This is a genomic window from Seminibacterium arietis, from assembly GCF_042675725.1.
GTDB lineage: Bacteria > Pseudomonadota > Gammaproteobacteria > Enterobacterales > Pasteurellaceae > Seminibacterium > Seminibacterium arietis.
Window position 1 is genome coordinate 43,619 of record NZ_JBHTJN010000004.1, and the last position, 25,447, is coordinate 69,065.

The following is a 25,447-nucleotide window of genomic DNA, read 5'->3' on the forward strand; positions in this document are numbered from 1 at the left end:
GATTTCTTTATTGGCGTAATTAGCTAAACTCCCGCATAAATTCTTGCGATTTTTCAACCATTTCCTTTGAACCAATAAAAAGTGGTATACGTTGATGAAGTTCTGTCGGTTGAATATCCAAAATGCGTCGATAACCATCGCTTGCAATACCACCAGCTTGCTCAACTAAAAATGCCATAGGATTTGCTTCATAAAGTAATCGAAGCTTACCATTTGGATAAGTAGTTGCACTTGGATAAATATAAATGCCACCTTTCAGTAAATTACGGTGAAAATCAGAAACTAAAGAACCAATATAACGAGATGTGTAAGGACGTTGACTCGCCTTGTCTTCTTCTTGACAATATTTAATATATTTCTTTACTCCCATAGGAAATTTCAAATATTGCCCTTCATTAATAGAATAAATTTTACCTGACTGTGGAATTTTAATATTTTCATGAGAAAGGCAAAATACTCCAAGAGAAGGATCATAAGTAAACCCATTTACACCATGCCCTGTAGTATAAACTAACATCGTAGAAGAACCATATACAATGTAACCAGCAGCCACTTGTCGATTACCTGGTTGCAAAAAATCTTCCAAAGTAATTGGACTTCCAATTGGAGAAACTCGTCGGTAAATAGAAAAGATAGTTCCAACAGCCACATTAACATCAATATTTGATGAACCGTCCAAAGGATCTGTTAAAATCACATATTTCGCGTTTCTAGCTCGCTCAGTATCGAAAGCAACAAAGTTTTCTTCCTCTTCCGAAGCAAAGCCAGCCACTTCTTCACGAGTAATTAAAGCTTGCTTCATTGTATTGTGAGCAAATAAATCCAATTTCATCTGAGCTTCACCCTGTACATTTTCAATACCAGAGTTCCCAATAATATTATTATTCAACCCAGCTTTATTAATATCACGATGAATTACTTTCGCAACTAAGCGGATTGAAGAAAGAATACCAGATAATTCACCTTTAGCATTCGGGTATTCAGCTTGCTTTTCGACTATAAATTGACCTAAGGTCTTCATAATTTAATCCTATTTAATTAATGATTTTACTCTATTTCAGACTTGCTTTATTATAACAACCTTTAGTTTAAAAATTGAAACAGATTTTTAATTTATGATGTTCAATATATTTTTAGCTAGCTTTGCAATAAAAAAGGAGTGATATGATAAACAAACATATTCATATTTTGGGAATTTGTGGCACATTCATGGGTGGATTAGCAATTTTAGCTAAACAGATGGGATATAAAGTAACTGGTTCAGATCTCAATATATATCCACCAATGAGTACTTTTTTGCAAGAAAATCAAATTGAAGTAATACCCCATTACGAAATTACACAACTACAACCCGTACCTGATTTAATCATCATAGGTAATGCCATGAAACGTGGTAATCCTTGCGTGGAATATATACTAGAAAATAATTTACCTTATACTTCAGGTCCGCAATGGTTGCATGATAATTTATTACGTGAACGATGGGTACTTGCTGTATCAGGAACGCACGGAAAAACAACAACAACAGCAATTCTAAGTTGGATTCTTGAAAAAAATAACTTACATCCTGGTTTTTTAATTGGAGGTATTGCAAGAAATTTCGGTACATCAGCTCGCTTGGGTAAAAGCCCATATTTTGTGATTGAAGCAGACGAATACGATACCGCATTTTTTGATAAGCGTTCAAAATTCATTCACTACAATCCAAAGACTTTAATTATTAACAATATTGGTTTTGATCATGCAGATATTTTTGATGAGTTATCTGATATTCAAAAACAGTTCCATCACATGATTCGAACTATGCCCGCAAGTGGCTTGGTATTATCTTTTGCAGAAGAAAAAAGTGTTAATCAAACACTTGAAATGGGATGCTGGTCAAATAAACAATTTCTGGGTAAAGATAAAGATTGGCATGCTGAACGTCTTACGAATGACTGTACGGAATTTGAAATATATTATCGTGGAGAAAAAATTGCTCAAGTAAAATGGAATATCGTAGGTAAACACAACATGCATAATGCACTAATGGCAATTGCTGCTGCCCACCATGTAGGAATTAGTGTACAAAATGCAGCAAATGCCTTGTCGGATTTTGTTAATGTAAAACGACGATTGGAACTAAAAAGTGATATTCAAAATATTAAAGTCTACGATGATTTTGCTCATCACCCCGCAGAAATTCTCGCTACATTAACCGCACTTCGTGATAAGATTGGCGGAGGTGTACGAATATTAGCCGTACTTGAACCTCGTTCTAATACGATGAAAATGGGCGTTCATAAGGATCAACTCGCACCAGCACTAGCTCGTGCAGACCATATTTTTTTATTACAACCTGAAAGCATTCCTTGGAATGTAGTGGATATTGCGGCTGAATGTGTACAGCCTGTTAACTGGTCATCTAATATTGATAAGCTAGTAGATATGATTGTTGCTGAAGCAAAACCTAAAGATCATATTCTCATCATGTCTAATGGTAGTTTTGGTGGTATTCATGAAAAGTTACTAGACAAATTAGCTAGTACTAAATTCAGTTAATAAATATACAATAATACATCGCACTTATTTCTATCAAGAAGTGCGGTGTATTTTTTCAAGTTTTTTGATTAAACCAACCTACATAATCGAATTGGTCATAATAGCGTTTACCAAACTGCCCACAATAATAAATCAACTCTCCAACTTGATTCTGCTGCTCAAATCCTTGAATATAAAATGCGGACTGAATTTCAGGATAGTGTTGATGAGTGAATACAATTTTATGAGTAAAAGGTAAAGCATCAAAATTCAATAAATCTTGATAAGTACAGCCATCACGTTCTGACATAATCACAAATAAGTTGTTAAAATCTAATCGCTTACTACGTTGTTTCCATTTTTCTTCAGCTTGTTGTTGTGAATTATAATGTACAAAATAAATAGTTAAGTCTAAAAGCTTTGCTACAGGATAAGAGCATTTCGTCTCAATAAATTGCAATGGTGCAAACTGATACTTATCAATGTGTTGTAAATAACGGACAAAATCAGTAGGAGTTAAATACAAATTAACAAAAGGCGAATTAAATGGCTGATTAAGATCATGTAGCATCACCGCTCCTGTACAGTTACTAGAAATGACGGACATCCCATGATTTTTTAAATGTTGCTTATTATAATAATTACGCAAAATCCGACCGCACTTATTAGTAATTTGAGAAAACCAAGCCATTTTTATTTACCCTAAAGAAAAAGTGCGGTAAATTCTACCGCACTTTTGTATTTTAGTCCTTTATTTTCCAAGATTATCAAAGAATTTTTTTACACCATCGAGAAAGCTTGACGATTTTGGACTGTGTTTTTGTTTCTCCTGTAAACTTTCTTCCAGTTTACGCAATAAATCTTTTTGTTCCTCACTCAGATTTATAGGTGTTTCTACAATAATTCTACAAATTAAATCTCCAGAATAGCCCGTTCTACTCGTAGTTATTCCTTTACCACGCAATCGCAACAACTTCCCTGTTTGAGTTTCAGCTGGGATTTTAACTTTTAAACGACCATCTAAAGTCGGAACTTCGATTTCCCCTCCTAGTGCTGCCATTGTAAAGCTAACTGGTACTTCACAATATAAATTATTACCATCTCGTTCAAAAATATGGTGAGGTTTAACATGAATAAAAACGTATAAATCTCCTGGTGGAGCTCCATTTTCACCCGCAGCACCTTTACCAGATAACCGCAATTGATTACCTGTATCAACTCCAGCTGGAATAGTGACTGAAAGACTTTCTACTTTATGAACTCTTCCTTCGCCATGACATTTTTTGCAAGATCTCTCAATTTTTTTACCGCTACCGTGACAATGAGGACAAGTTTGTTCAGTAACAAAAAAACTTTGCTGACGACGAATTCGACCAGAACCATGACAAGTAGGGCAAGTTTCTACTTTAGAACCACTTTCAGCACCTGAACCGTGGCAACTATCACATGCAACAAGAGTCTGAATTTGAATATCCTTTTTAACTCCTTTTACAGCCTCTTCAAGCGTAATTTCAATGTCATATCTTAAATTTTCACCACGAACTACATGCTGACGAGCTTGACCACGACCAGAACCAAAAATATCACCAAACATGTCACCAAAAATATCGCCAAATCCACCACTAAATCCGCCAGCACTACCAAATCCACCCTGCTCAAAGGCTTGGTGACCATATTGGTCATAAGCAGCTCGCTTCTCCTTATCCGATAGAATTTCATAGGCTTCATTGACTTCTTTAAATTTTTCCTCACTAGTTTTATCACCTTTAGTTCGGTCTGGGTGATACTTCATCGCAAGGCGTTTATAAGCACGCTTAATTTCTTTTTCGTCCGCACTTTTTTGAATACCTAATACTTCGTAATAATCTCGTTTTGCCATAATTTTATCGCTTTACATTTAATCTGCTTCTATTGTCATTTGTCAGATAGCGATTTTTTCTTAAGAAAAACAGCTATCTGACAAATGTCCTCAAATTACATTATTTTCTAACACTAAAGGGGCGCATAAAACGCCCCTGAATCAGGTTAAAAAGACTATTTATTGTCCTTAACTTCTTCAAATTCCGCATCAACAACACCATCATCTTTTGCTGTCTGTGGTTGTTGTGCATCTTGTTGTGCTTGCTGTTGACCAGCTTGAATTAATTTTTCTGATACTTGAACTAAAGCTTGGATTTTTTGCTCAATTGCTGATTTATCCTCACCTTTTGCTACCGCTTCAAGATCATTTAACGCACTTTCAATTGGAGCTTTGTCTTCTGCTGAAAGTTTATCACCGACTTCACTCAACTGTTTACGAGTGCTATGTACTAAGTGATCTGCTTGGTTACGAGTCTGAACTAGCTCTTCAAATTTACGATCAGCTTCTGCATTAGCTTCAGCATCACGCACCATTTGCTGAATTTCTTCATCACTTAAACCTGAAGAAGCTTTAATAGTAATTTTTTGCTCTTTACCAGTACCTTTATCTTTCGCTGAAACATGGATAATACCATCTGCGTCAATATCAAACGTTACTTCAATTTGTGGCATTCCACGAGGAGCTGGATTAATACCTTCTAAGTTAAATTGTCCTAAAGATTTATTAGCTGATGCTTGTTTACGCTCACCTTGAAGTACATGAATTGTTACCGCACTTTGGTTATCTTCCGCAGTAGAAAAAACTTGCGATTTTTTAGTTGGAATCGTAGTATTTTTCTCAATTAAAGTAGTCATTACTCCACCCATAGTTTCAATACCTAACGAAAGTGGCGTAACATCTAACAATAAAACATCAGTCACATCTCCAGCTAAAACCCCACCTTGTACTGCAGCACCAATAGCTACCGCTTCATCAGGGTTAACATCTTTACGTGGTTCTTTACCAAAGAATTCTGCTACTTTTTGTTGAACTAAAGGCATACGAGTTTGACCACCAACTAAAATCACATCATTGATTTCAGAAACACTTAACCCCGCATCATTAAGAGCAACTTTCACAGGTTCCATTGAACGAGTAACTAGATCTTCTACAAGTGACTCTAATTTAGCTCTAGTTAACTTAATATTTAAATGTTTAGGACCTGTTGCATCTGCTGTAATATAAGGTAAATTCACATCTGTTTGTTGTGCAGAAGATAACTCTATTTTTGCTTTTTCACCCGCTTCTTTCAAACGTTGCATCGCAAGAGGATCATTGCGTAAATCGATACCTTGTTCTTTTTTAAATTCATCTACTAAATAATTAATGACACGATTATCAAAATCTTCACCACCTAAATGAGTATCCCCATTAGTTGCTAATACTTCAAAAGTTTTCTCACCACCAACTTCATCAATTTCGATAATTGACAAATCAAATGTACCACCACCCAAATCATATACGGCAATAGTTTGATTGCCTTTACCTTTATCTAAGCCATAAGCTAACGCTGCAGCTGTTGGTTCATTAATAATACGTTTAACTTCAAGTCCTGCAATTCGACCCGCATCTTTTGTAGCTTGACGTTGAGCATCATTAAAGTATGCTGGCACAGTAATCACTGCTTCAGTTACAGTTTCACCTAAAAAGTCCTCAGCAGTTTTTTTCATTTTTTTCAACACTTCTGCTGAAATTTGTGGCGGAGCCATTTTTTCACCTTTTACTGAAACCCAAGCATCCCCATTATCAGCTTTCGTAATCTCAAAAGGCATAATATTTACATCACGTTGCACTTCCTGATCTTCAAAACGGCGACCAATCAAACGTTTAATAGCAAATAATGTATTTTTTGGATTGGTTACTGCTTGACGTTTTGCAGGTTGACCAACTAAAGTTTCGTTATCATTAGTATAAGCAATGATAGAAGGTGTAGTTCTATCACCCTCCGCATTTTCAATTACACGTGGTTTATCGCCATCCATAATGGCTACACAAGAGTTAGTTGTTCCTAAGTCAATACCGATAATTTTTCCCATTTCGATTTCTCCTATTAAATTCGTTAGTTAAACTCGCTATTGCTATCTAAAATTGGGCTATATTTCTTAATTTCAAGATGTATTCAATAAATTTTTTGAACTTTTTGAAAAAATTGTGAAACCTTGATAGCAAACTAATTTCCCTTGAAACTCTAAATATGATTAGAAAATTAAATTTCAAGTCTAATAACAAAATTTTTTGAAAATAAAAACTAATTACTAAATATTCTTCTACTTCATCATCTCGTCTGTTTTTTTACTGTAAAAAGGATTGGCAGTAGTTAATTCTTTTTTATCTTACGCTACTGTCACGAGATGATGATGAGTAACGATAGTAAATATTATAACCTTTGTGATTAAAAACTAGTCAAAAAGCCCTTAACTTAATTTATTAGGTTAAGGGCATAAAAATGTTTATGTAATTAAAATAGTCGTTAAATGTCGTACAGCTGTCGCATGATAATCTAAACTTTCGCTATACTTTAATTTTTAATTACCTCTTTTAAAGCATTACCAATTTCAGCTAAATTAATCACAGTTTTTACACCAGCTGCTTGAAGTGCATTAATTTTTTCTTTCGCCGTTCCTTTACCACCACTAATAATTGCACCAGCATGTCCCATACGTTTTCCTTTTGGTGCTGTAACTCCTGCTATATAAGCTACTACAGGTTTAGTAACATGAGTTTTGATAAATTCGGCAGCTTCTTCTTCCGCCGAACCACCAATTTCACCGATCATTACAATAGCTTCTGTCTCGGGATCGTTCTGAAAATAAGCTAAAATATCAATAAAATTTGAACCTGGAATTGGATCACCTCCAATTCCTATACAAGTAGATTGACCTAACCCCTGATCTGTAGTTTGTTTTACGGCTTCATAAGTTAATGTACCTGAGCGAGAAACAATTCCCACTTTACCTTTCTTATGAATATATCCTGGCATAATACCAATTTTACATTCATCAGGAGTAATAATACCTGGACAATTTGGACCTATCATTATTACATCTGTTTCACTGAGTTTTTTCTTAACTTGCAGCATATCCAAAGTTGGAATTCCTTCAGTAATACATACAATCAATTTTATACCAGCATCAATCGCTTCTAAAACCGCATCTTTACAAAATGGAGCTGGTACATAGATTACTGTGGCAGTCGCTCCTGTAGCCTGTACTGCTTGACGTACCGTATCAAATACTGGTAGTCCTAAGTGAGTGGTGCCACCTTTACCAGGTGATACCCCACCGACTAACCGCGTACCATAAGCTAATGCTTGTTCAGAGTGAAATGTTCCCTGACTCCCCGTAAATCCCTGACAAATTACTTTTGTATTTTTATTAATCAAAATTGACATAACTACCCCCTCGCAGCATTAACTACTTGTAAAGCAGCACTTTGTAAACTATCTGCTGCAATAATATTTAAACTACTTTTAGCTAAAATATCACGACCTAATTCAGCATTTGTGCCTTCTAGACGCACTACTACAGGCACATCTACACCAACTTCGTTCACTGCTGCAATCACACCTTCTGCGATTAAATCACAACGTACAATACCGCCAAAAATATTCACTAAAATCGCTTTTACTGATTTATCTGTCAAAATAATTTTAAAAGCTTCAGCTACTCGTTCTTTAGTTGCTCCACCGCCTACATCAAGAAAATTGGCAGGTTTTCCGCCATAAAGCTTAACAATATCCATTGTTCCCATAGCTAATCCAGCACCATTAACCATACAGCCAATATTACCTTCCAATGCTACATAGTTTAGATTCCACTTTTCAGCCTCCGCTTCACGAGGGTCTTCTTGACTTAGATCTCGCATAGCGAGCAAATCTGGATGACGATATAGTGCGTTTCCATCCACGACAACTTTCGCATCAAGACAAAGTAAATCATCATTTTCTAAAATTACTAATGGATTAATTTCTAATAAAGCTAAATCTTTTTCTATAAATAAACGACTTAAATTACAGAAAATATCTGTAAATTGTTTAATCTGTTTTCCCGTTAAGCCTAATTTAAATGCTAATTCTCGACCTTGATAAGGCATAGCTCCAACTAAAGGATCAATAGATGTTTTGTGTAATAAGTGCGGTGTTTCTTCCGCTACTTTTTCAATATCCACACCACCTTCCGTTGATGCCATAAATACAACCCGCTGACTAGAACGATCAACAACTGCACTTAAATATAGCTCTTTTTTAAAACTGATAGCAGAAGTCATATAAATGCAATTAATAGGTTGACCATGAGTATCCGTTTGAAATGTAACTAAGCGTTTACCTAAAAATTTATCAAAATAGGAACAAATTTCTCGATCTGTTTTAACTAATTTAACACCACCCGCTTTACCACGTCCTCCTGCATGAACCTGACATTTAGCTACCCATTGAGAACCTCCCAATTTTCCTACCGCACTTAGTGCTTGTTCTACATTTTCACAAGCATAGCCTTCACTCACAGGCAAACCATATTGAGCAAAAAGTTGTTTACTCTGATATTCATGTAAGTTCATCTTGATTTTTGTCTCCCATAATTATGCTATTGCAACATAAAATTTATTTAAAATAATATTCTGAATTAATTGGATACCGCACTTTACTCTTTTTTGCTTATTAAATTAGCACTAAAAGTGAAAAGTGCGATGCAAAGTTAATGACTATTTAAATTTCTAACAACAAACGTGTAGGATCTTCTAATAATTCCTTAATAGTCACTAAAAAACCTACACTTTCACGACCATCAATTAATCTATGATCGTAAGATAATGCCAAATACATCATTGGGCGAATTACTACCTGACCATTCAGTGCTACTGGACGATCTTTAATCGCATGCATACCTAAAATTGCACTTTGTGGCGGATTAATAATTGGAGTGGACATTAATGAACCAAATACACCTCCATTTGTTATAGTAAAATTCCCACCTGTAAGATCTTCAACCGTTAATTTACCATCGCGTCCTTTTTCCGCTAGTACTTTAATTTCTTTCTCAATATCTGCCATACTCAACGTATCACAATTACGTAAGACGGGTGTAACTAAGCCTCTCGGTGTAGATACTGCAATGCTAATATCAAAGTAGTTATGATAAACTATATCATCTCCATCAATAGAAGCGTTAATTTCTGGATAGCGTTTTAGGGCTTCGACTACAGCCTTGATATAAAACGACATAAAACCTAAACGAACACCATGCTGTTTTTCAAATTTTTCACTATAAGTTTTACGCAATTGCATGATCGGTTGCATATCAACTTCATTGAAAGTTGTCAACATTGCTGTGGTATTTTTGGCTTCAAGCAAACGTTCTGCAATACGCTTACGCAAACGAGTCATAGGTACTCGTTTTTCTCCCCTTTCTGCTACTGTAAACGGTGCTTTTGAATTAGGTTCTGCCACAGTAGTAAACACTTTTTGAGCAACTACACGTTCAACATCCTCACGCGTAATACGCCCTCCTACTCCAGTACCTTGAACATCTTCCGCTTTAATATCTTTTTCTGCAAGCAAACGACGAACACCAGGACTAATCGCATCATTAGTGTTTGCTTCTGGATTCAAATTTGCCGATTGGCGATCCGCTGGTGTTTGCTCTACTACTTGCAGTGTCGCTTTAGTAACGGTCCCAGCTGTAGCAAATGCTGTTACTTTTCCAAGCAATTGTTTGCTTACAACTGTCGATCCTTCTACTTCCAAGATAGATGCTAATACGCCATCATTCAAAGCGGGGACTTCTAATACTACTTTATCAGTTTCAATTTCTACTAACACTTCATCACGTGTAACGGTATCACCTACTTTTTTATGCCAAGTTACTACAGTCGCATCAGCAACAGATTCTGGTAAATCAGGGGTAATAATCTCAAAATCACTCATTTTTTCTTCCTTCTTATCATTTTAATTGTAACGAAGTGCGGTAAAAATTGACCGCACTTTGCTATCACTATGCTAAAGCTTCTGTTACCAAAGCTCGTTGTTGCTCATTATGTAGTGACATATAACCTACTGCAGGTGATGCTGATGCTGGTCGACCTACATAGCGTAATTTAACATTTTCAGGTAAAGATGTAACAAAATTATGTTGACTACAATACCAGGCTCCTTGATTTAGAGGTTCTTCCTGACACCATACATAATCCGTCACATGACTGTAAGGGGCTAGTATTAGCTTCATTTCTTCATGTGGGTAAGGATAGAGTTGCTCTATGCGAATAATAGCCACATCAGTTTGATTATTTTTCCGACGTTGCTCAAGTAAATCGTAATATACCTTACCCGCACAAAGCACAACTCGTCTGATTTTTTGGGATTCAAGATTATCAATTTCACCAATCACATTTTGATATTTACCATTGATTAATTCATCTTTATTAGATACTGCTAATGGATGACGCAGTAAAGATTTCGGCGTTATTACTATTAAAGGTCGTCGTACTTTACGTAACATTTGACGACGCAACAAATGATAAATTTGAGCGGGTGTTGACGGAACACATACCTGCATATTCTGTTGGGCACAAAGTTGTAAATACCTTTCTAAACGAGCAGAAGAGTGTTCTGGACCTTGTCCTTCATATCCGTGTGGCAGTAACATAACTAATCCACACATTCTCCCCCATTTTTGTTCACCTGAGCTGATAAATTGATCAACTACCACTTGTGCCACGTTAGCAAAATCACCAAATTGAGCTTCCCAAATTGTCAATGTTCTTGGCGTTGTGGTTGCATATCCATATTCATAAGCCAAAACGGCTTCCTCTGAAAGTACAGAGTCCCATACTTCAAACTCTCCTTGACAGCTATGCAATTGAGTCAGTGGAATATATAAAGTTGCATCATTTTGGCTATGTAATACTGAATGACGATGAAAAAATGTACCACGCCCTGCATCTTCACCCGATAAACGAACATTGTAACCTTCATCAAGCAAAGTTGCATATGCCATCGTTTCCGCCATTCCCCAATCGAATAACTTTTGACCTTGTGCCATTAAAGTGCGGTCATCATAAATTTTTTTTACGCGATTATGCAACTTGTGTCCTACTGGATAATGAGTAACTTTTTCTGCTAAGTCTGTGAATCGCTGTGCATCAAACTTACTTTCATATTCTGACCATTCTTGAGTCAAAAATGATCGCCAATCCATAGCTTCTGGATCCATTTCTCTCCATTCATTTACAACACAATCACCATTGTCTAAAGCATCGCGGTATTGATTAATTAATTCTGTCGCTGTACTTTCATCAATAACCTGTTCTGCTACTAATTTATCAGCATACACTTTTCTAGGTGTTGGATGTCGTTTAATGCGATCATACATTAACGGCTGCGTGACTGACGGTTCGTCCGCTTCATTATGTCCATGACGCCGATAAGAAACTAAATCAATAAAAATATCACGTTTAAATTTAGTACGATATTCCACCGCCATACGTGCAGCGTAAGCTACGGCTTCTGCATCATCACCATTAACATGAATTACAGGGGACTCTATCATTTTTGCAATATCAGTACAATACTCTGTGGAACGAGTATCATGTTTATTTGATGTAGTAAAACCAATTTGATTGTTAATTACAATACGAATTGTGCCACCAACAGAATAACCTCGAGTAGCTGACATATTTAGTGTCTCTTGTACAACTCCTTGCCCAGCTAATGCAGAATCTCCATGTACGGTTATCGGTAATACTTTAGTGCCTGTTTTATCTTTTAATTTAGCTTGTTTCGCTCGCACTGATCCTAACACGACAGGATTAACAATTTCTAAGTGTGATGGATTAAATGCTAAAGACAAATGTACTAATTTATTATCAACGGCAAAATTTGAGGAAAATCCTTGGTGATATTTAACATCACCAGTACCATTGCCATAATGTTTACCAGCAAACTCATCAAATAATTCTGCGGGCTTTTTACCCAATACATTAACTAATAAATTCAAACGCCCTCGATGAGCCATCCCCATAAAAATATCTTGAACGCCATTTCGCCCACTGTGCCGAATAATTTCTTTCATTAATAAAATAAAGGCATCACTTCCCTCTAGAGAAAAACGTTTTGCACCAGGAAATTTTGCACCAAGATAACGTTCAAGACCATCTGCTGCAGTTAGCTCTTCAAGAAATTTAAGCTTTTCTGCTTTATTAAAGAGCGGTGCATTTAAGCGATCTTCCATCTTGCTTTGTAACCAACTACGAGCTTCTAAGTCATTAACGTGCATGAACTCCAAACCAATAGTACTGCAATAGGTTTGTTTTAATGTATTTTTTAAATCACGTAAGCTTGCTTTTTGTCTATTTAGCACATAGCTACTAACATCAAATTCGGTATCCAAATCACTATCACTGAAACCATAAAATTTATGATCTAGCGTAGGAGCATCCATACGTTGCCACAACTTTAATGGGTCAAGATCTGCGTGTAAATGTCCACGATTACGATGAGCATTAATCCATTGCAATGCGTTTACTAATTTTGCACTTACATTCGGATCGACGACACTTACACAGGCTGCATTTTTTGATTTATCCTTCGCTAAACGTTTAAAATAATTTCTGACTTGAGAGTGAGATTGTTCAACTGCGGTAGATTTTGGCAAAGAATCGAAAATTTGTTGCCAACTTTCATCAACTGAAGTCGGATCTTTGAGAAAATTTTCGTAAATTTCTTCAATATAAGATTGATTGCTACCGCCTAAAGAACTGGAGGCTAGCCATTCACTAATAGTGCTGTTTTGTTTCATCGATACCACCTAATTTCATTCTACTTTGATGGAAAGATTATATTAATCCATCAGATAGTCCAAATTATAAAACGGCTACGTTTTAAATTCAGCAATCATCTTTTAATTAAAAAACAAATCAAATTAATAATCAACACAAACAATTAACAATAGCTTAACAATTTTTATTTTTTTGATCTATATCACACTTTTAAAATTAAACAAATTTTTAACATTTTATTTTCATAATTTTATAAAGACAAAACAAAAATTACGTGTTATGTTGTGAATGTAGTAAAAAAGTGCAAAATATAATACCCAAACACAAGCTTAACACAAGGAGTATCTTATGGCTGAATTAACAGCAAAACTTTCTATCAGCGATGGGCGTGAATATAAACTGCCTATTTGTCAAGGTACATTAGGTTATGATACTGTTGATGTGCAATCTTTGGTAAAAAATAAATTATTTACTTTCGATCCTGGATTTATGTCTACTGCCTCATGTGTCTCTGAAATTACCTATATCGATGGTGATAACGGAATTTTATTGCATCGAGGATATCCTATTGCTGATCTTGCAAAACATGCAGATTATCTTGAAGTGTCCTACTTACTGCTATTTGGTGAACGCCCCACTCTTGAACAATATACAGATTTTATCCAATTAGTAAAACGTCACACTTTAGTACATGAACAAATTTCACGTTTCTTTCACGGTTTCCGCCGTGACTCTCACCCAATGGCAATCATGTGCGGCGTAAGCGGTGCATTAGCGGCTTTCTATCATGATTCTTTAGATATTAGTGATGAAGAACATAGAGACATGACCGCGGTCCGTTTATTAGCTAAAATGCCAACACTAGCAGCAATGTGTTATAAATATTCTATTGGTCAGCCTTTCATGTTTCCACAAAATCACCTTTCCTATTCTGGTAATTTCTTACATATGATGTTTGCGACACCTTGCGAACCTTATATAGTAAATCCAGTATTAGAACGGGCAATAGATAAAATTTTCATTTTGCATGCAGATCACGAACAAAATGCTTCAACATCTACAGTACGTACTGCTGCGTCATCAGGAGCCAATCCATTTGCTTGTATTGCTGCTGGTATTGCTTCACTCTGGGGACCTGCTCACGGAGGAGCGAATGAAGCCTGTATCAATATGTTAGAGGAAATCGGCACAGTAGATCGCATTCCAGAATATATCGCCAAAGCTAAAGACCGCAACGATCCATTCCGTCTTATGGGATTTGGTCATCGTGTGTATAAAAACTATGATCCTCGAGCAAAAGTCATGCGTCAAACTTGTCATGAAGTATTAAAAGAGCTAAATATTGATCATCCACTATTTGAAGTTGCGATGGAATTAGAGCGTATTGCTTTAAGTGATCAGTATTTTATTGATCATAAACTTTATCCAAACGTGGATTTCTATTCTGGAATTATCCTAAAAGCGATTGGTATCCCAACTTCGATGTTCACTGTAATGTTTGCTCTAGCAAGAACAGTCGGATGGATTTCTCACTGGAGAGAAATGTTTAAGCCTGGGAATATGAAGATCGTGAGACCTCGTCAACTCTACATTGGTCAAACTGAGCGTCCATTTATGCCAATGGATAAAAAGAAATAATGATAAAAATCACCGCACTTTTTAAATAAGTGCGGTAATTTTTTTACAATTTCTTATAAATCTAGTGAACTTTATCGTATTTTGGGAGTTCTCTCACTTTTTCTGTAAAAAAGAGATTGAAACAGGACTAAATCTTATATATCTTTAAGCTTTAAGCATCGGTGCAATGCCGAAACAGCATCATTATTTATTATTTCTTAACTATATAAGGAGCTACTATGAAAAAATTATTAAAGCTTTCTATCGCTACAGGTCTCGCAGTTGCAACATTTTCTGTTCAGGCGGTAGAAGATAGATTTGTAACGATTGGAACGGGTGGACAAACAGGGGTTTATTACGTTGTAGGACAATCTATCTGTCAATTAGTTAATCGTGATACGGCAAAAACGCATATAAAATGTAATGCCCCATCAACGGGAGCATCTGTTGCAAATTTGAATGCTATTGCGGCTCAAGAAATGGAAATGGGTATTGTTCAATCTGACTGGCAATATCACTCTTATAATGGAACAAGTACGTTTAAAGATAAAAAAAATGATAAATTACGTGCTGTATTTTCTATTCACCCTGAACCTTTTACTTTAATGGCTCGTGATGATTCTGGTATTAATACTTTTGATGATCTTAAAGGAAAACGAGTAAATGTCGGCGATCCTGGTTCTGGTACACGAGCAACTTTGAATGTCATTTTACAAGCAAAAGGCTGGACAGATAAAGAATTTAAAGTAGCTTCTGAACTAAAACCTGCTGAAATGGCGTCTGTTATGTGTGACAATAACTTAGATGCGATCACTTATAATGTAGGACATCCTAACGGAGTTTTAAAAGAAGCAGCAGCATCTTGTAATGCTCATTTGGTTCCTATCACAGGTCCTGCAATTGATAAGCTAGTTGCTGATAATGCTTACTATGCAAAAGCAACCATTCCAGGTGGTTTGTATAAAGGTTCAGATAATCCTATAGATACTTTTGGTGTTTATGCCACCCTAGTAAGTTCTGCTGATGTTGATGCAGACAGAGTTTATACTGTAGTGAAAGCTGTATTCGATAATTTTGAACGCTTCAAGCGTTTACATCCTGCATTTGCGAATCTAAAAGAACAAGATATGATTACAAATGCACTTTCAGCACCATTACACGAAGGTGCAGTGCGTTATTATAAAGAACGCGGTTGGATAAAATAAATTAACTTATTTCATTTAGGCAGGATAATTCCTGCCTTTTCACCTTTAGCCAATACAATATTTTGTTGTTTTTTGGGAGTTTATATGTCGAGTCCTAATACTGTTGATTATGATGACTTACAGGATATGATCGCTTCTAATGATTCTGGCGGACGAAATCCTTATGGTTTTTCAAAAAAATTAATAATTTGTACCGCAGTTTTATGGTCGTTATTTCAACTTTATTATACGTCACCAGTACCTTTTTGGTTACAAGAAATACTCCGTAACTGGAACTGGGATCTTAATGTTGTTGTTGATGACACTAAGGCACGTTCAATTCATTTAGCGTTTGCATTATTTCTAGCATTTTTATCTTTTCCTGCTTTTGCATCATCACCAAAACACCATATTCCTTACCAAGACTGGTTCTTTGCGGTTATCGGTGCATTTTTGGGAGCATATTACATTTTTTTTTACGAGAGTCTAATTACACGTTTTGGTGCACCTAACACTGCTGATATTATAGCTGGATGTTTGGGTATTCTATTACTACTCGAAGCTTGTCGTCGCTGTCTTGGTTTACCATTAGTAATCATTGCTGCTGTATTCTTACTTTATAATTTTTTTGGTCAATTTTTACCTGCAGATTGGATTATCAGTCATCGTTCTGGTTCACTTTCACAAATTATTAATCAACAATGGGTGACGACTGAAGGCGTATTTGGTGTGGCATTAGGAGTATCTACAAAATATGTATTTTTATTTGTATTATTTGGTGCATTACTAGACAAAGCTGGAGCTGGAAATTATTTCATTAAAACTGCTTTTGCGTACCTAGGGCATTTGCGTGGAGGACCAGCAAAAGCTGCCGTAGTATCATCTGGTTTAACTGGATTAATCTCAGGATCATCTATTGCTAATGTTGTAACTACAGGCACATTCACTATTCCAATGATGAAACGAGTCGGTTTCTCATCAGAAAAAGCAGGTGCTGTGGAAGTCACTTCTTCAGTAAATGGACAAATTATGCCTCCTGTTATGGGAGCCGCAGCATTTTTAATGATCGAATATGTTAACATGCCTTACAGCCAACTGATTACTCATGCTGCTATGCCTGCATTAATGTCCTATATTGCTCTAGTGTATATTGTACACTTAGAAGCAATGAAAATGAACTTACAAGGTTTGCCAAGAACAGATCCCCCGAGCAAACTGCTAGTTTTCTTCTTAAAAATTATAAGCAGTCTTTTAACTATAATTATCTTAGCATTTGCCATAAAATATGGATTAGGCTGGATAAAAAATGTTTCGGGTGATTTCGCTTTCTTCATCATTTGTGCTGTACTTGCCTTAATTTATATTGTTTTAATCCGCCGTGTTGCTCAATTTCCTGATTTAGAAGTTGATGATCCCAATTCACCAGTGTTAAAACTTCCTTCAGCAAAACCAACTGTAAATGCAGGATTGCACTATCTTATTCCTGTAGTGATTTTAATTTGGTGCTTAATGGTTGAAATGTTTTCACCTGGCTTATCAGCATTTTGGGGAACAGTAACTCTAGTTGTTATTTTATTGACACAGCAACCATTGTTAAATTATTTCCGCAACCAACCTATTAATAAGCAACTTTTTACTGCGAGCATTAAAAATCTTATCAATGGACTAGAAACTGGTGCAAAAAATATGATAGGTATTGGTATTGCTACAGCTACTGCAGGAATTATTGTCGGTGTCGTTTCCCTTACAGGCTTCGGTGTACAATTATCTGGCATTATTGAATCGCTTTCTATGGGTAATATTTTCTTAATGCTCATTTTAGTCGCTATTTTTAGCTTGATTTTGGGTATGGGATTGCCAACTACAGCTAATTATATTGTTGTATCATCTCTAATGGCATTAGTGATTGTAGAAGTAGGTAAACAAAATGGTTTAATCGTTCCTCTAATTGCCGTGCATTTATTTGTGTTCTATTTCGGTATTATGGCTGATGTCACTCCGCCCGTGGGGCTAGCTTCTTTCGCAGCAGCTGCTATATCTGGCGGTAATCCTATAAAAACGGGAATTGTGGCATTTTTCTATAGTTTAAGAACAGTCATTTTACCTTTCCTGTTTATCTTTAATACAGATTTATTACTAATCGACGTTAGTTTAGCCAAGGGTATACTAGTTGCTATTGTATCTACGATTGCTATACTTGCTTTTACTGCGGCAACAATGAACTTCTTTATAACTAAAAATAAATGGTGGGAAACTGTCGTACTGATTGTCGCGGCCTTCATCATTTTCAGACCAGGCTTCTTTATGGAATATCTTTCTCCAAGTTATAGATATATCGAACCTGTCAACTTAGTACAAGATATGGAAAAAGGTACTGTCGGTAAAAAATTCATGTTAAAAGTATCAGGAATTAATCCTTATGGTAAACAAATTGAGTTTTATGCTCAGTTAGCTTTGCCTGCTGGAAATACAGGCGAGGAGCGATTAAAAGCTTTAGGTTTAACCTTATTAGACACTGGTGATCAAATACAACTTAACAATAGAATGACTAACAAAATCATTATTGATTTAGTTGAACCTGACTCTCCAGCTGCTAAAGTAGGATTAAACTGGGATCAAACTATTCTAGAAGTTAAGGTTCCAGTGCAATCGCTCAATAAAGAATGGTTATTTATCCCTGCTTTATTATTAATTTTTACAATCGGCTTGAATCAACGTCGCAGAGTAAAAAAATTATAAAGAAAACTACCGCACTTTAATTAGATTCATAACAAAAGTGCGGTAATTTAAAAAAAAGGAAATACTATGTATAACAAATTGTTAATTGCTATTGATTTAAATAATTTAGAAAGTGCGAAATATGTTGTCGATACAGCATTGCAAATCACTAATAATAATCCTAATGCAGTTTATCGAGTAGTGACTATTATTGAACCTATTGACGATAGTTTTATTTCTGCTTTCTTGCCAAAAAACTTCGATAAATCAGTGCTAGAAGAAGCGAACATAGCTTTACATGAATTTACTAAAACTCATTTTCCAGTTGATGCTAAAGTACAACATATTGTAATGTATGGCACTATATATGAAGAAATTAATCGCATCGCTGATGAAAAGAGTGTAGACCTAATTGTTATGTTAGCTAGTAGCAAACCTGATGCCAAAGGATTAAGTAGCAATACAGTAAAAGTTGCTCGCTATGGTAACAAGCCTATATTAATTCTAAAATAGTTAATCAAACAAAGAATTAGCTTTACCTCAAGTGATATGTGCAATATAAATCCCTACAACTGTGAATGATATTGTAGGGATCTTTTATACATAGATAACAAAGACTAAAACTTAATTTATACTGTTCTCGTTCTTCATAAATAAATTATTCAATTCAACAAAAATCACGTTCAACATTATGATTCTACTTTCACAAAAGGGTTGGTGCGTTTTTCTTGTCCGATAGTTGTATAAGATCCATGACCTGCAATTACAATCGTATCATCAGGTAAAACATACATCCTTTCTTTAATAGAATTTAATAGGGTTTGATGATCGCCACCAATAAAGTCAGTCCGCCCTATACATTGTTTAAAAAGTACATCTCCAGTAAAAGCAACTTTGTTTTTATGATCAATAAATCCAACATGACCTGGAGTGTGTCCTGGTAATTGAAGAACTTCAAACTCTAATTCACCAATTCGGATTTTTTCGCCATTTTCATTTAGCCAACGATCAGGTAAAAATGCAGGAATTTCGAATAATCCAAATTTCTTCGATTGTTCTGGCAATGCCTCAAACCAATATTGATCTGCTTGATTGCTACCCCAAACTTTCACATCAAAATATTGCTTTAATTGCGGTGCTGCTCCCACATGATCTAAATGTCCATGCGTAAGTAAAATTAATTTTAAATCCAAACCTAGCTCTTCAATACGACGAATTAATTTCTGACTATCTCCACCAGGATCAATAGCAACCGCACTTTTATTATCATCCCACACTAAAGAACAATTTTGTCGAAAAGAAGTCACTGGTATAATTTCAATGTTCATTTTATTTTTCCTACACAATTATTTCATACTTGCTTCTTTGAATATTAAGAATGCCTTATTTTTAATAGAAAAAGATACAACTCAATAAAATGAATTGTATCTGTATTATCTTTAGATTTTTTCTACTAGAAAACTTACTTAAACAACTTTGTTTTAAATAGCGATCAACTGCCTCGCCATGTTCGGATAGGTCCTGTGTCTACATGTATAAAATTACTTTTCGGATAATAGCCTACTCCACCACTTTTTAAATTTTCTGCAGCTTGTCTAATTTTAGCCAAAGGTACTCCATCAATACGAAAATCTATGGCTTGCCCACGCATATGATAACTGTTAGTTGCCACTCCACGGCTACGACGACGCATTGCAGCATTAGTAGCTGGTGAACGATACCCACAAATAATCTGAATCTCCGCATTCCGAATTCCTAAACTATTTTGAATTTGATAAAATTTAGTGAACAATTTCGGATCCATAGGGTGAATTTGATTACTGCGTCTATCACGCAATAAATAATCCAACTTCTTTAAATTTGTCGTAGAAATTCCTTTTCCAAAATGAAATTCAGAACTTAGCTTATCACCAGTATTAATATTTCTGAAACTTAAAATTCGTGGCTTAGGGGTTGAAATTGCGGCTAATACCGAATTAGGTAATAAAGAAATACCTAAAATAGCACCCCCAAGTGATAACCACTTACGTTTTTGCTGATTAACTTCACTCATAATGTTTATTTTTTATTCTACAAATAACTAATTTCTATTTTCTGACACACATTGTTATCATAAGTTCAATAAAAGAACAAAATATTAACTAATCTTTTACTATTATTTCGACAAAGCTTAGAATTTATTCATTAATTTAATGATCTACTAAATATTTTTTTACAACAGCCCAATTAATATCATTAAAGTTAGGCATAATATCATAACCATAAATATCAGGTAAACTATGAATTTGCCCTTCATCTGCCCATGCTGTCACATAATATAGATAAACTGGATTATCTGATTGGATCATTGCTGATGCAGTTTTCTTGCTGTCTAGTACTCTACGTTTTTTTTCCTCAGACCAACCAGCTTCTTTTAACAAGATAGTAGCTAATTGATCAGATTTCTCTATCCTTATACAACCAGAACTCAAGGCTCTATTTTTTTTATTAAATAAACTTCGATTAGGAGTATCATGCAAGTAAATAGCATCAGAGCTAGGCATATTAAATTTATAGCTCCCTAACGCACTATCTCCTGGTGCTTGTTTAATCCGATAAGGAAACTTCGCTCCTATATTCTCCCAATCAATAAGGTAAGGATCAACTACCGCTCCTCTGTTATCCAATATACTATAGCCATGACGAGCAACATAATCTGGATCACGTTTGATTTTAGGCACAATATCCTCATTAATTAAGCGTGCAGTAGGGATCCAAGGTGGATTGACAACAACATTACTCAACTTGCTATACATAACTGGTGTCTTGCGTTCTTTTCTCCCTACAATAACTTTAGAATCTAGAACTAGTTGCCCATCACGATAATACTGCAAACGATAACTTGGTATATTAACAAATATACCATTATTAAAGGCTGGAATAATGCGTAATCTTTGAGCATTTATTGCCAATTTATAAATTTGATTAAGTGTCGCTTTATTGATTTGTTCTGTAGAAATTAGCTTTTCTAATTGTTGAATTGTTTGTTCATGTAATAAATTTTTAGCAGATAAACTATCAATGAAAAATAAAATATTATTGTTTTTTACTGCAGTTAACCAATCATCAATATAATGTTGTGAAGGTGAGCCCATTTTATATGTGTTTGGAAAATAAAGCCATTTTTGAGCAAATTTAGCTACATTATCCACATAATACACATACTCTAAAAAAGCGTCTGTTAATAAAATATCATGTAGCAACCCACCATTTTCTGAAGTGCGGTCGATTTCTGCTAATATTTTTGAAAATTTCTTATTGATACCGCTTGCTACTAATGCAGCATATTGTCGTAAAAATATGCTTTTAAATTTTGGATTTTCCCATAGTAACAAATAATCTCTTTGTGCATAAATAGTTGCTACTATTGACTTAAACTGCAAAGACTCATCACCAACTATTTCTGATAACCGTTGTTCAGCCTGTCGTTGCAATTCTTCAACTAACTGTTGCTCTTTTTCACGATATTCTACTGCGAGCTGTTCATCTATAATTTTTTGCTCAAGGTTAAGTTGTTGATCTGTTAAAGTAATTTCATTTTCTATCATAGTTGGTAGGTTTGATTGCACCATGTTCTGATCTGCAATAGCGACACTAATTCCTGTGAAATAAACCAACAAAACTATCATAGCTAACTTAGATGAAATTATCTTCAACATGATTCAGCTCCTCATTAATATAAACAAAAAAGACCGCACTTTTGAAAAAGTGCGGTAAAAATTATCAGTTAGATTCTGTTTTAGCTTGCATCTCTTGCTTTTTTTCAAATTTAATCAAATCTGCTGCCATTTTCTCTGCTTCTTTTAGATAAAAATCTGGTCCTTCATAATCTTTAGGCAACTTATCTAAATCTTTCAATGGCTTTTTACCCTCACGTTTAAAACGAGCATTAAGATCTTTTAATTTTTTTTCATCATCTTTATCGTTTTCTGCTTTACGTTTAGCAAAGTTAAGGGATAAATACTTCCGCTCTCTACGTGCCTCTCGGATTTTTAGATCTTCATTCAATACAATAAATTCAGGATCTTTAGTAATGCGAGCCAGATGTTTTTCTGTTAGAAAATCTACTGATTTTCTCGCATTTCCTACTTCAACATAAGCTGCAGGTACAATTTTATCCCATGGAAGTGCATTATCTTCTTTTTCTTCACCATATTCTTTGGCATCTATGATCTCAGGAAAATGAATATCTGGAGCAACGCCTTTCAATTGAGTACTTCCGCCATTAATACGATAAAATTTCTGAATCGTGTATTGAATCAACCCCATCGGGGTTTGATCTGAATCATAAACAAAATTCAATGAGCGACTTTGTTGAACAGTTCCTTTACCAAAAGTATTTTGACCAATAATAATTCCTCGATTGTAATCTTGCATAGCTGCTGCAAAAATTTCTGATGCAGAAGCACTGAAACGATCGATCATTACTAATAAATGACCACTATATACTTGCTCAGTTTCAGTATCCTCATGAACTCTAATTCTCTGATAAGCATCTCGCACTTGGACAATCGGACCATCAGTAATAAATAAGCCACTTAAATCAACAGCTTCCGTTAACGCTCCACCACCATTCTCACGTAAATCAATAATTAATGCACCGACTTTTTTCTGCTTCATCTCGGTGATTAGTTTTTTAACATCTTCTGTCAGCCCTAAATAAAAACTAGGGATTTTAATTACTGCAACTTGCTCACCATTTATTTTTTCTACGGTTAATTTAGCAGCCTGATCTTCTAACCGCACTTTATCTCGTTTTAATGTGATAATACGAGATTTACCACCATTAGCGGGTTCAATTTCTAAACGAACTTTTGTGCCTTTTTTCCCTTTAATCTTATCAACAGCATCTTCTAAACGCCAACCAATAACATCTTCTATTTCGCCCGTTGCCTGCCCAACACCAATGATTTTATCTCCAGCTTTAATCTTTTTACTGCGTTCTGCTGGAGCACCAGGAACTAAGGACTTAATTATAATTTCATCATCTTCCGATTGCAGAGTTGCTCCAATTCCTTCCAATGATAAATTCATACTTTCGTTAAAGCCCTTTGCTGTTCTAGGTGCTAAATAACTAGTATGAGGATCAATCTCACGTGCAAAAGCATTTAAATACATTTGAACAATATCATCTGCTCTAGTTTGAGTTAGACGTCGAATAACTAAGTTATAACGTTTAGTTAATTTCTTTTTGATTTCACTCCACTTTTTCCCTTTTAACTTCAGATTGATAACGTCATTTTTTACTCGCTGTTGCCACAATTTGGCAACTTCGTCCTCAGTAGTAGCCCAAGGCGATTTTTCACGATCAATTTCAATTTGATCATCACCAGTTAAATCGGGTTCTTTATCTAATAGGGATAAAGCATATTGATACCGTTGATAACGTTTTTTCATCATCAATTCATACATGGCAAATGCAATGTCTAACTTACCTTCATTAAGTTGATCATCAATATCATGAGCATATTTCATTCTCATATCATCAATATCAGACTGTAAAAATAGATTACGGCTAAAATCCAATCCTTTTAAATATCGATCAAATATCTTTTCTGAAAATGCATCGTCTAATTGAAATTTACGGTAATGAGATTGAGTCAGTCGAGTGGTCACCCGTTTTGTTGCTAACTTATGTGCTTCTGTTGGTTGAGGAATGACAATGTCCACTAGCTTTAATTTAGGTGAAACAGCAATAGCATTTGATGCAAAAACCAATGCTATCAATATAAAACTAATCAAATAGCTTTTTATTTTATAAAATTTCATGTAAAAATTTCCTGACTAAAAGAAAATACCGTCATCAACAATATAAATTCAGTTACCAAAACTGCATCAATATATAAACATAAGTTATGCAAATAAATGTTCTGCAGCTACAGAAACAACTAACCCATTTTCTAATTCAACACGAACAGTTTCTTTTTGCACTTCTAATACCACAGCATTTTTTGCTGCCCCTCCCATTCTTACATTAACTTTATTTCCTCTTTGTAATGTAGAAAGATCAAGAGGTTTTAAACGCAGTTTCGTACCGTGTCCACCTTTTTTTCGGTTATTCTTATAAGATTTATCATGCTGTTTACTATTACTATCTTTTAGAGATTTATCTTTTGAATGGTGTGAAGCATCTTTACTTCGTTTCTCTTTTTGCTTTTTTTCTATAGCCTTACGTTCTGCAAGTTTAGCTTTTGCTTCGGATAGTTGAGTAAGTGCATGCTGAGCATGTTCTTCTGTTAATTCTCCGCAAGGATTACCTTGTAAATCTACTCGTTGCACGCCCGCTTTACAGCAACGTAAATAACGCCAACTCAAAGTGTATTGACGTAATGCTTGACGTAATTGAGTTTTGCTAACTTTTTCATCACCTGATAAAGCGTCTGCTAGCTCCTGAAATAAACCTATTTTCAAAGGTTTTGCTTCTCCTTCTAAAGAAAAACAAAGAGGAAACTTTTCAACTAAATAGGCAATTACGTCCTTATTATTTGTTAATTTTTGAGATTCTGCTGTCATCATTAATCCTATATGAACATCATTCAAAGATAAAAAGATAGTTAAATAATAAAAATGACTGGTATTCTATATCAAATCGGCTAAAAATGACAATCGTTTAATCATGATAACAAGCTTGTAAGTTTAAAATTTTTTCGCTATTTACAACAAAATACTTTATTATAATTAGAGTGTTAAAAAACAA

Annotated in this window: 18 protein-coding genes; 5 read left to right on the top strand and 13 right to left on the bottom strand. The window is 35.1% G+C overall.

Annotation, left to right across the window (positions count from 1 at the left end):
* Positions 1–19 precede the first annotated feature (19 nt).
* Entirely contained in the window at positions 20–1,021 is a 1,002-nt protein-coding gene (gene fbp / locus ACFQ02_RS01250; protein WP_380818292.1) for a class 1 fructose-bisphosphatase, read from the bottom strand.
* A gap of 143 nt (positions 1,022–1,164) precedes the next feature.
* Here fbp and mpl point away from each other — a divergent pair, with 143 nt between their 5' ends.
* Positions 1,165–2,541: a UDP-N-acetylmuramate:L-alanyl-gamma-D-glutamyl-meso-diaminopimelate ligase gene (gene mpl, locus ACFQ02_RS01255; RefSeq protein ID WP_380818294.1), complete on the top strand. Its 1,377-nt coding sequence runs from the start codon at positions 1,165–1,167 to the stop codon at positions 2,539–2,541.
* A gap of 55 nt (positions 2,542–2,596) precedes the next feature.
* On the opposite strand, the gene ACFQ02_RS01260 is transcribed toward mpl, so the two are convergent.
* From ACFQ02_RS01260 to sucA, 7 genes are all read right to left on the bottom strand, one after another.
* The gene (locus ACFQ02_RS01260; protein ID WP_380818295.1) at positions 2,597–3,211 is read right to left on the bottom strand and encodes a DUF1919 domain-containing protein; all 615 of its coding nucleotides are present in this window, start codon (positions 3,209–3,211) and stop codon (positions 2,597–2,599) included.
* A 60-nt stretch (positions 3,212–3,271) separates the two neighbouring features.
* Complete coding sequence (gene dnaJ, locus ACFQ02_RS01265) at positions 3,272–4,399, bottom strand: molecular chaperone DnaJ (protein ID WP_380818297.1); 1,128 nt, start codon at positions 4,397–4,399, stop codon at positions 3,272–3,274.
* 155 nt (positions 4,400–4,554) lie between these two features.
* Positions 4,555–6,456, bottom strand: coding sequence for a molecular chaperone DnaK (gene dnaK / locus ACFQ02_RS01270; RefSeq protein ID WP_380818299.1), 1,902 nt, complete (start codon positions 6,454–6,456; stop codon positions 4,555–4,557).
* Between the two features lie 482 nt (positions 6,457–6,938).
* The gene (gene sucD / locus ACFQ02_RS01275; protein ID WP_380818302.1) at positions 6,939–7,811 is read right to left on the bottom strand and encodes a succinate--CoA ligase subunit alpha; all 873 of its coding nucleotides are present in this window, start codon (positions 7,809–7,811) and stop codon (positions 6,939–6,941) included.
* A gap of 2 nt (positions 7,812–7,813) precedes the next feature.
* Positions 7,814–8,977, bottom strand: a complete 1,164-nt coding sequence (gene sucC, locus ACFQ02_RS01280) for an ADP-forming succinate--CoA ligase subunit beta (protein ID WP_380818304.1) — start codon at positions 8,975–8,977, stop codon at positions 7,814–7,816.
* A gap of 148 nt (positions 8,978–9,125) precedes the next feature.
* On the bottom strand, positions 9,126–10,343 hold the full coding sequence (odhB, locus tag ACFQ02_RS01285; protein WP_380818306.1) for a 2-oxoglutarate dehydrogenase complex dihydrolipoyllysine-residue succinyltransferase: 1,218 nt from the start codon (positions 10,341–10,343) through the stop codon (positions 9,126–9,128).
* A 67-nt stretch (positions 10,344–10,410) separates the two neighbouring features.
* Entirely contained in the window at positions 10,411–13,212 is a 2,802-nt protein-coding gene (gene sucA, locus ACFQ02_RS01290) for a 2-oxoglutarate dehydrogenase E1 component (protein WP_380818307.1), read from the bottom strand.
* Between the two features lie 328 nt (positions 13,213–13,540).
* Here sucA and ACFQ02_RS01295 point away from each other — a divergent pair, with 328 nt between their 5' ends.
* From ACFQ02_RS01295 to ACFQ02_RS01310, 4 genes are all read left to right on the top strand, one after another.
* Positions 13,541–14,830 carry a citrate synthase gene (locus tag ACFQ02_RS01295; RefSeq protein ID WP_380818309.1) on the top strand — a complete coding sequence of 430 codons (1,290 nt, stop codon included), beginning with the start codon at positions 13,541–13,543 and terminating at the stop codon, positions 14,828–14,830.
* A gap of 218 nt (positions 14,831–15,048) precedes the next feature.
* A complete protein-coding gene (locus tag ACFQ02_RS01300; RefSeq protein WP_380818311.1) occupies positions 15,049–16,014 on the top strand; it encodes a TAXI family TRAP transporter solute-binding subunit in 966 nt (321 codons plus the stop codon).
* An 84-nt stretch (positions 16,015–16,098) separates the two neighbouring features.
* Positions 16,099–18,732, top strand: a complete 2,634-nt coding sequence (locus ACFQ02_RS01305; RefSeq protein ID WP_380818313.1) for a TRAP transporter permease — start codon at positions 16,099–16,101, stop codon at positions 18,730–18,732.
* Positions 18,733–18,798: 66 nt separating this feature from the next.
* A complete protein-coding gene (locus ACFQ02_RS01310; RefSeq protein ID WP_380818315.1) occupies positions 18,799–19,224 on the top strand; it encodes a universal stress protein in 426 nt (141 codons plus the stop codon).
* A gap of 176 nt (positions 19,225–19,400) precedes the next feature.
* Here ACFQ02_RS01310 and ACFQ02_RS01315 read toward each other — a convergent pair whose 3' ends face one another.
* The 5 genes from ACFQ02_RS01315 to proQ all read right to left on the bottom strand — a co-directional run bounded on the left by ACFQ02_RS01315 (position 19,401) and on the right by proQ (position 25,263).
* Positions 19,401–20,039, bottom strand: a complete 639-nt coding sequence (locus tag ACFQ02_RS01315) for an MBL fold metallo-hydrolase (RefSeq protein ID WP_380818317.1) — start codon at positions 20,037–20,039, stop codon at positions 19,401–19,403.
* A 164-nt stretch (positions 20,040–20,203) separates the two neighbouring features.
* Entirely contained in the window at positions 20,204–20,764 is a 561-nt protein-coding gene (locus ACFQ02_RS01320; protein ID WP_380818318.1) for a DUF882 domain-containing protein, read from the bottom strand.
* Positions 20,765–20,900: 136 nt separating this feature from the next.
* On the bottom strand, positions 20,901–22,409 hold the full coding sequence (locus ACFQ02_RS01325; RefSeq protein WP_380818320.1) for a L,D-transpeptidase family protein: 1,509 nt from the start codon (positions 22,407–22,409) through the stop codon (positions 20,901–20,903).
* Between the two features lie 64 nt (positions 22,410–22,473).
* On the bottom strand, positions 22,474–24,519 hold the full coding sequence (gene prc / locus ACFQ02_RS01330) for a carboxy terminal-processing peptidase (protein ID WP_380818323.1): 2,046 nt from the start codon (positions 24,517–24,519) through the stop codon (positions 22,474–22,476).
* 84 nt (positions 24,520–24,603) lie between these two features.
* Entirely contained in the window at positions 24,604–25,263 is a 660-nt protein-coding gene (gene proQ, locus ACFQ02_RS01335; RefSeq protein ID WP_380818325.1) for an RNA chaperone ProQ, read from the bottom strand.
* Positions 25,264–25,447: the final 184 nt, after the last annotated feature.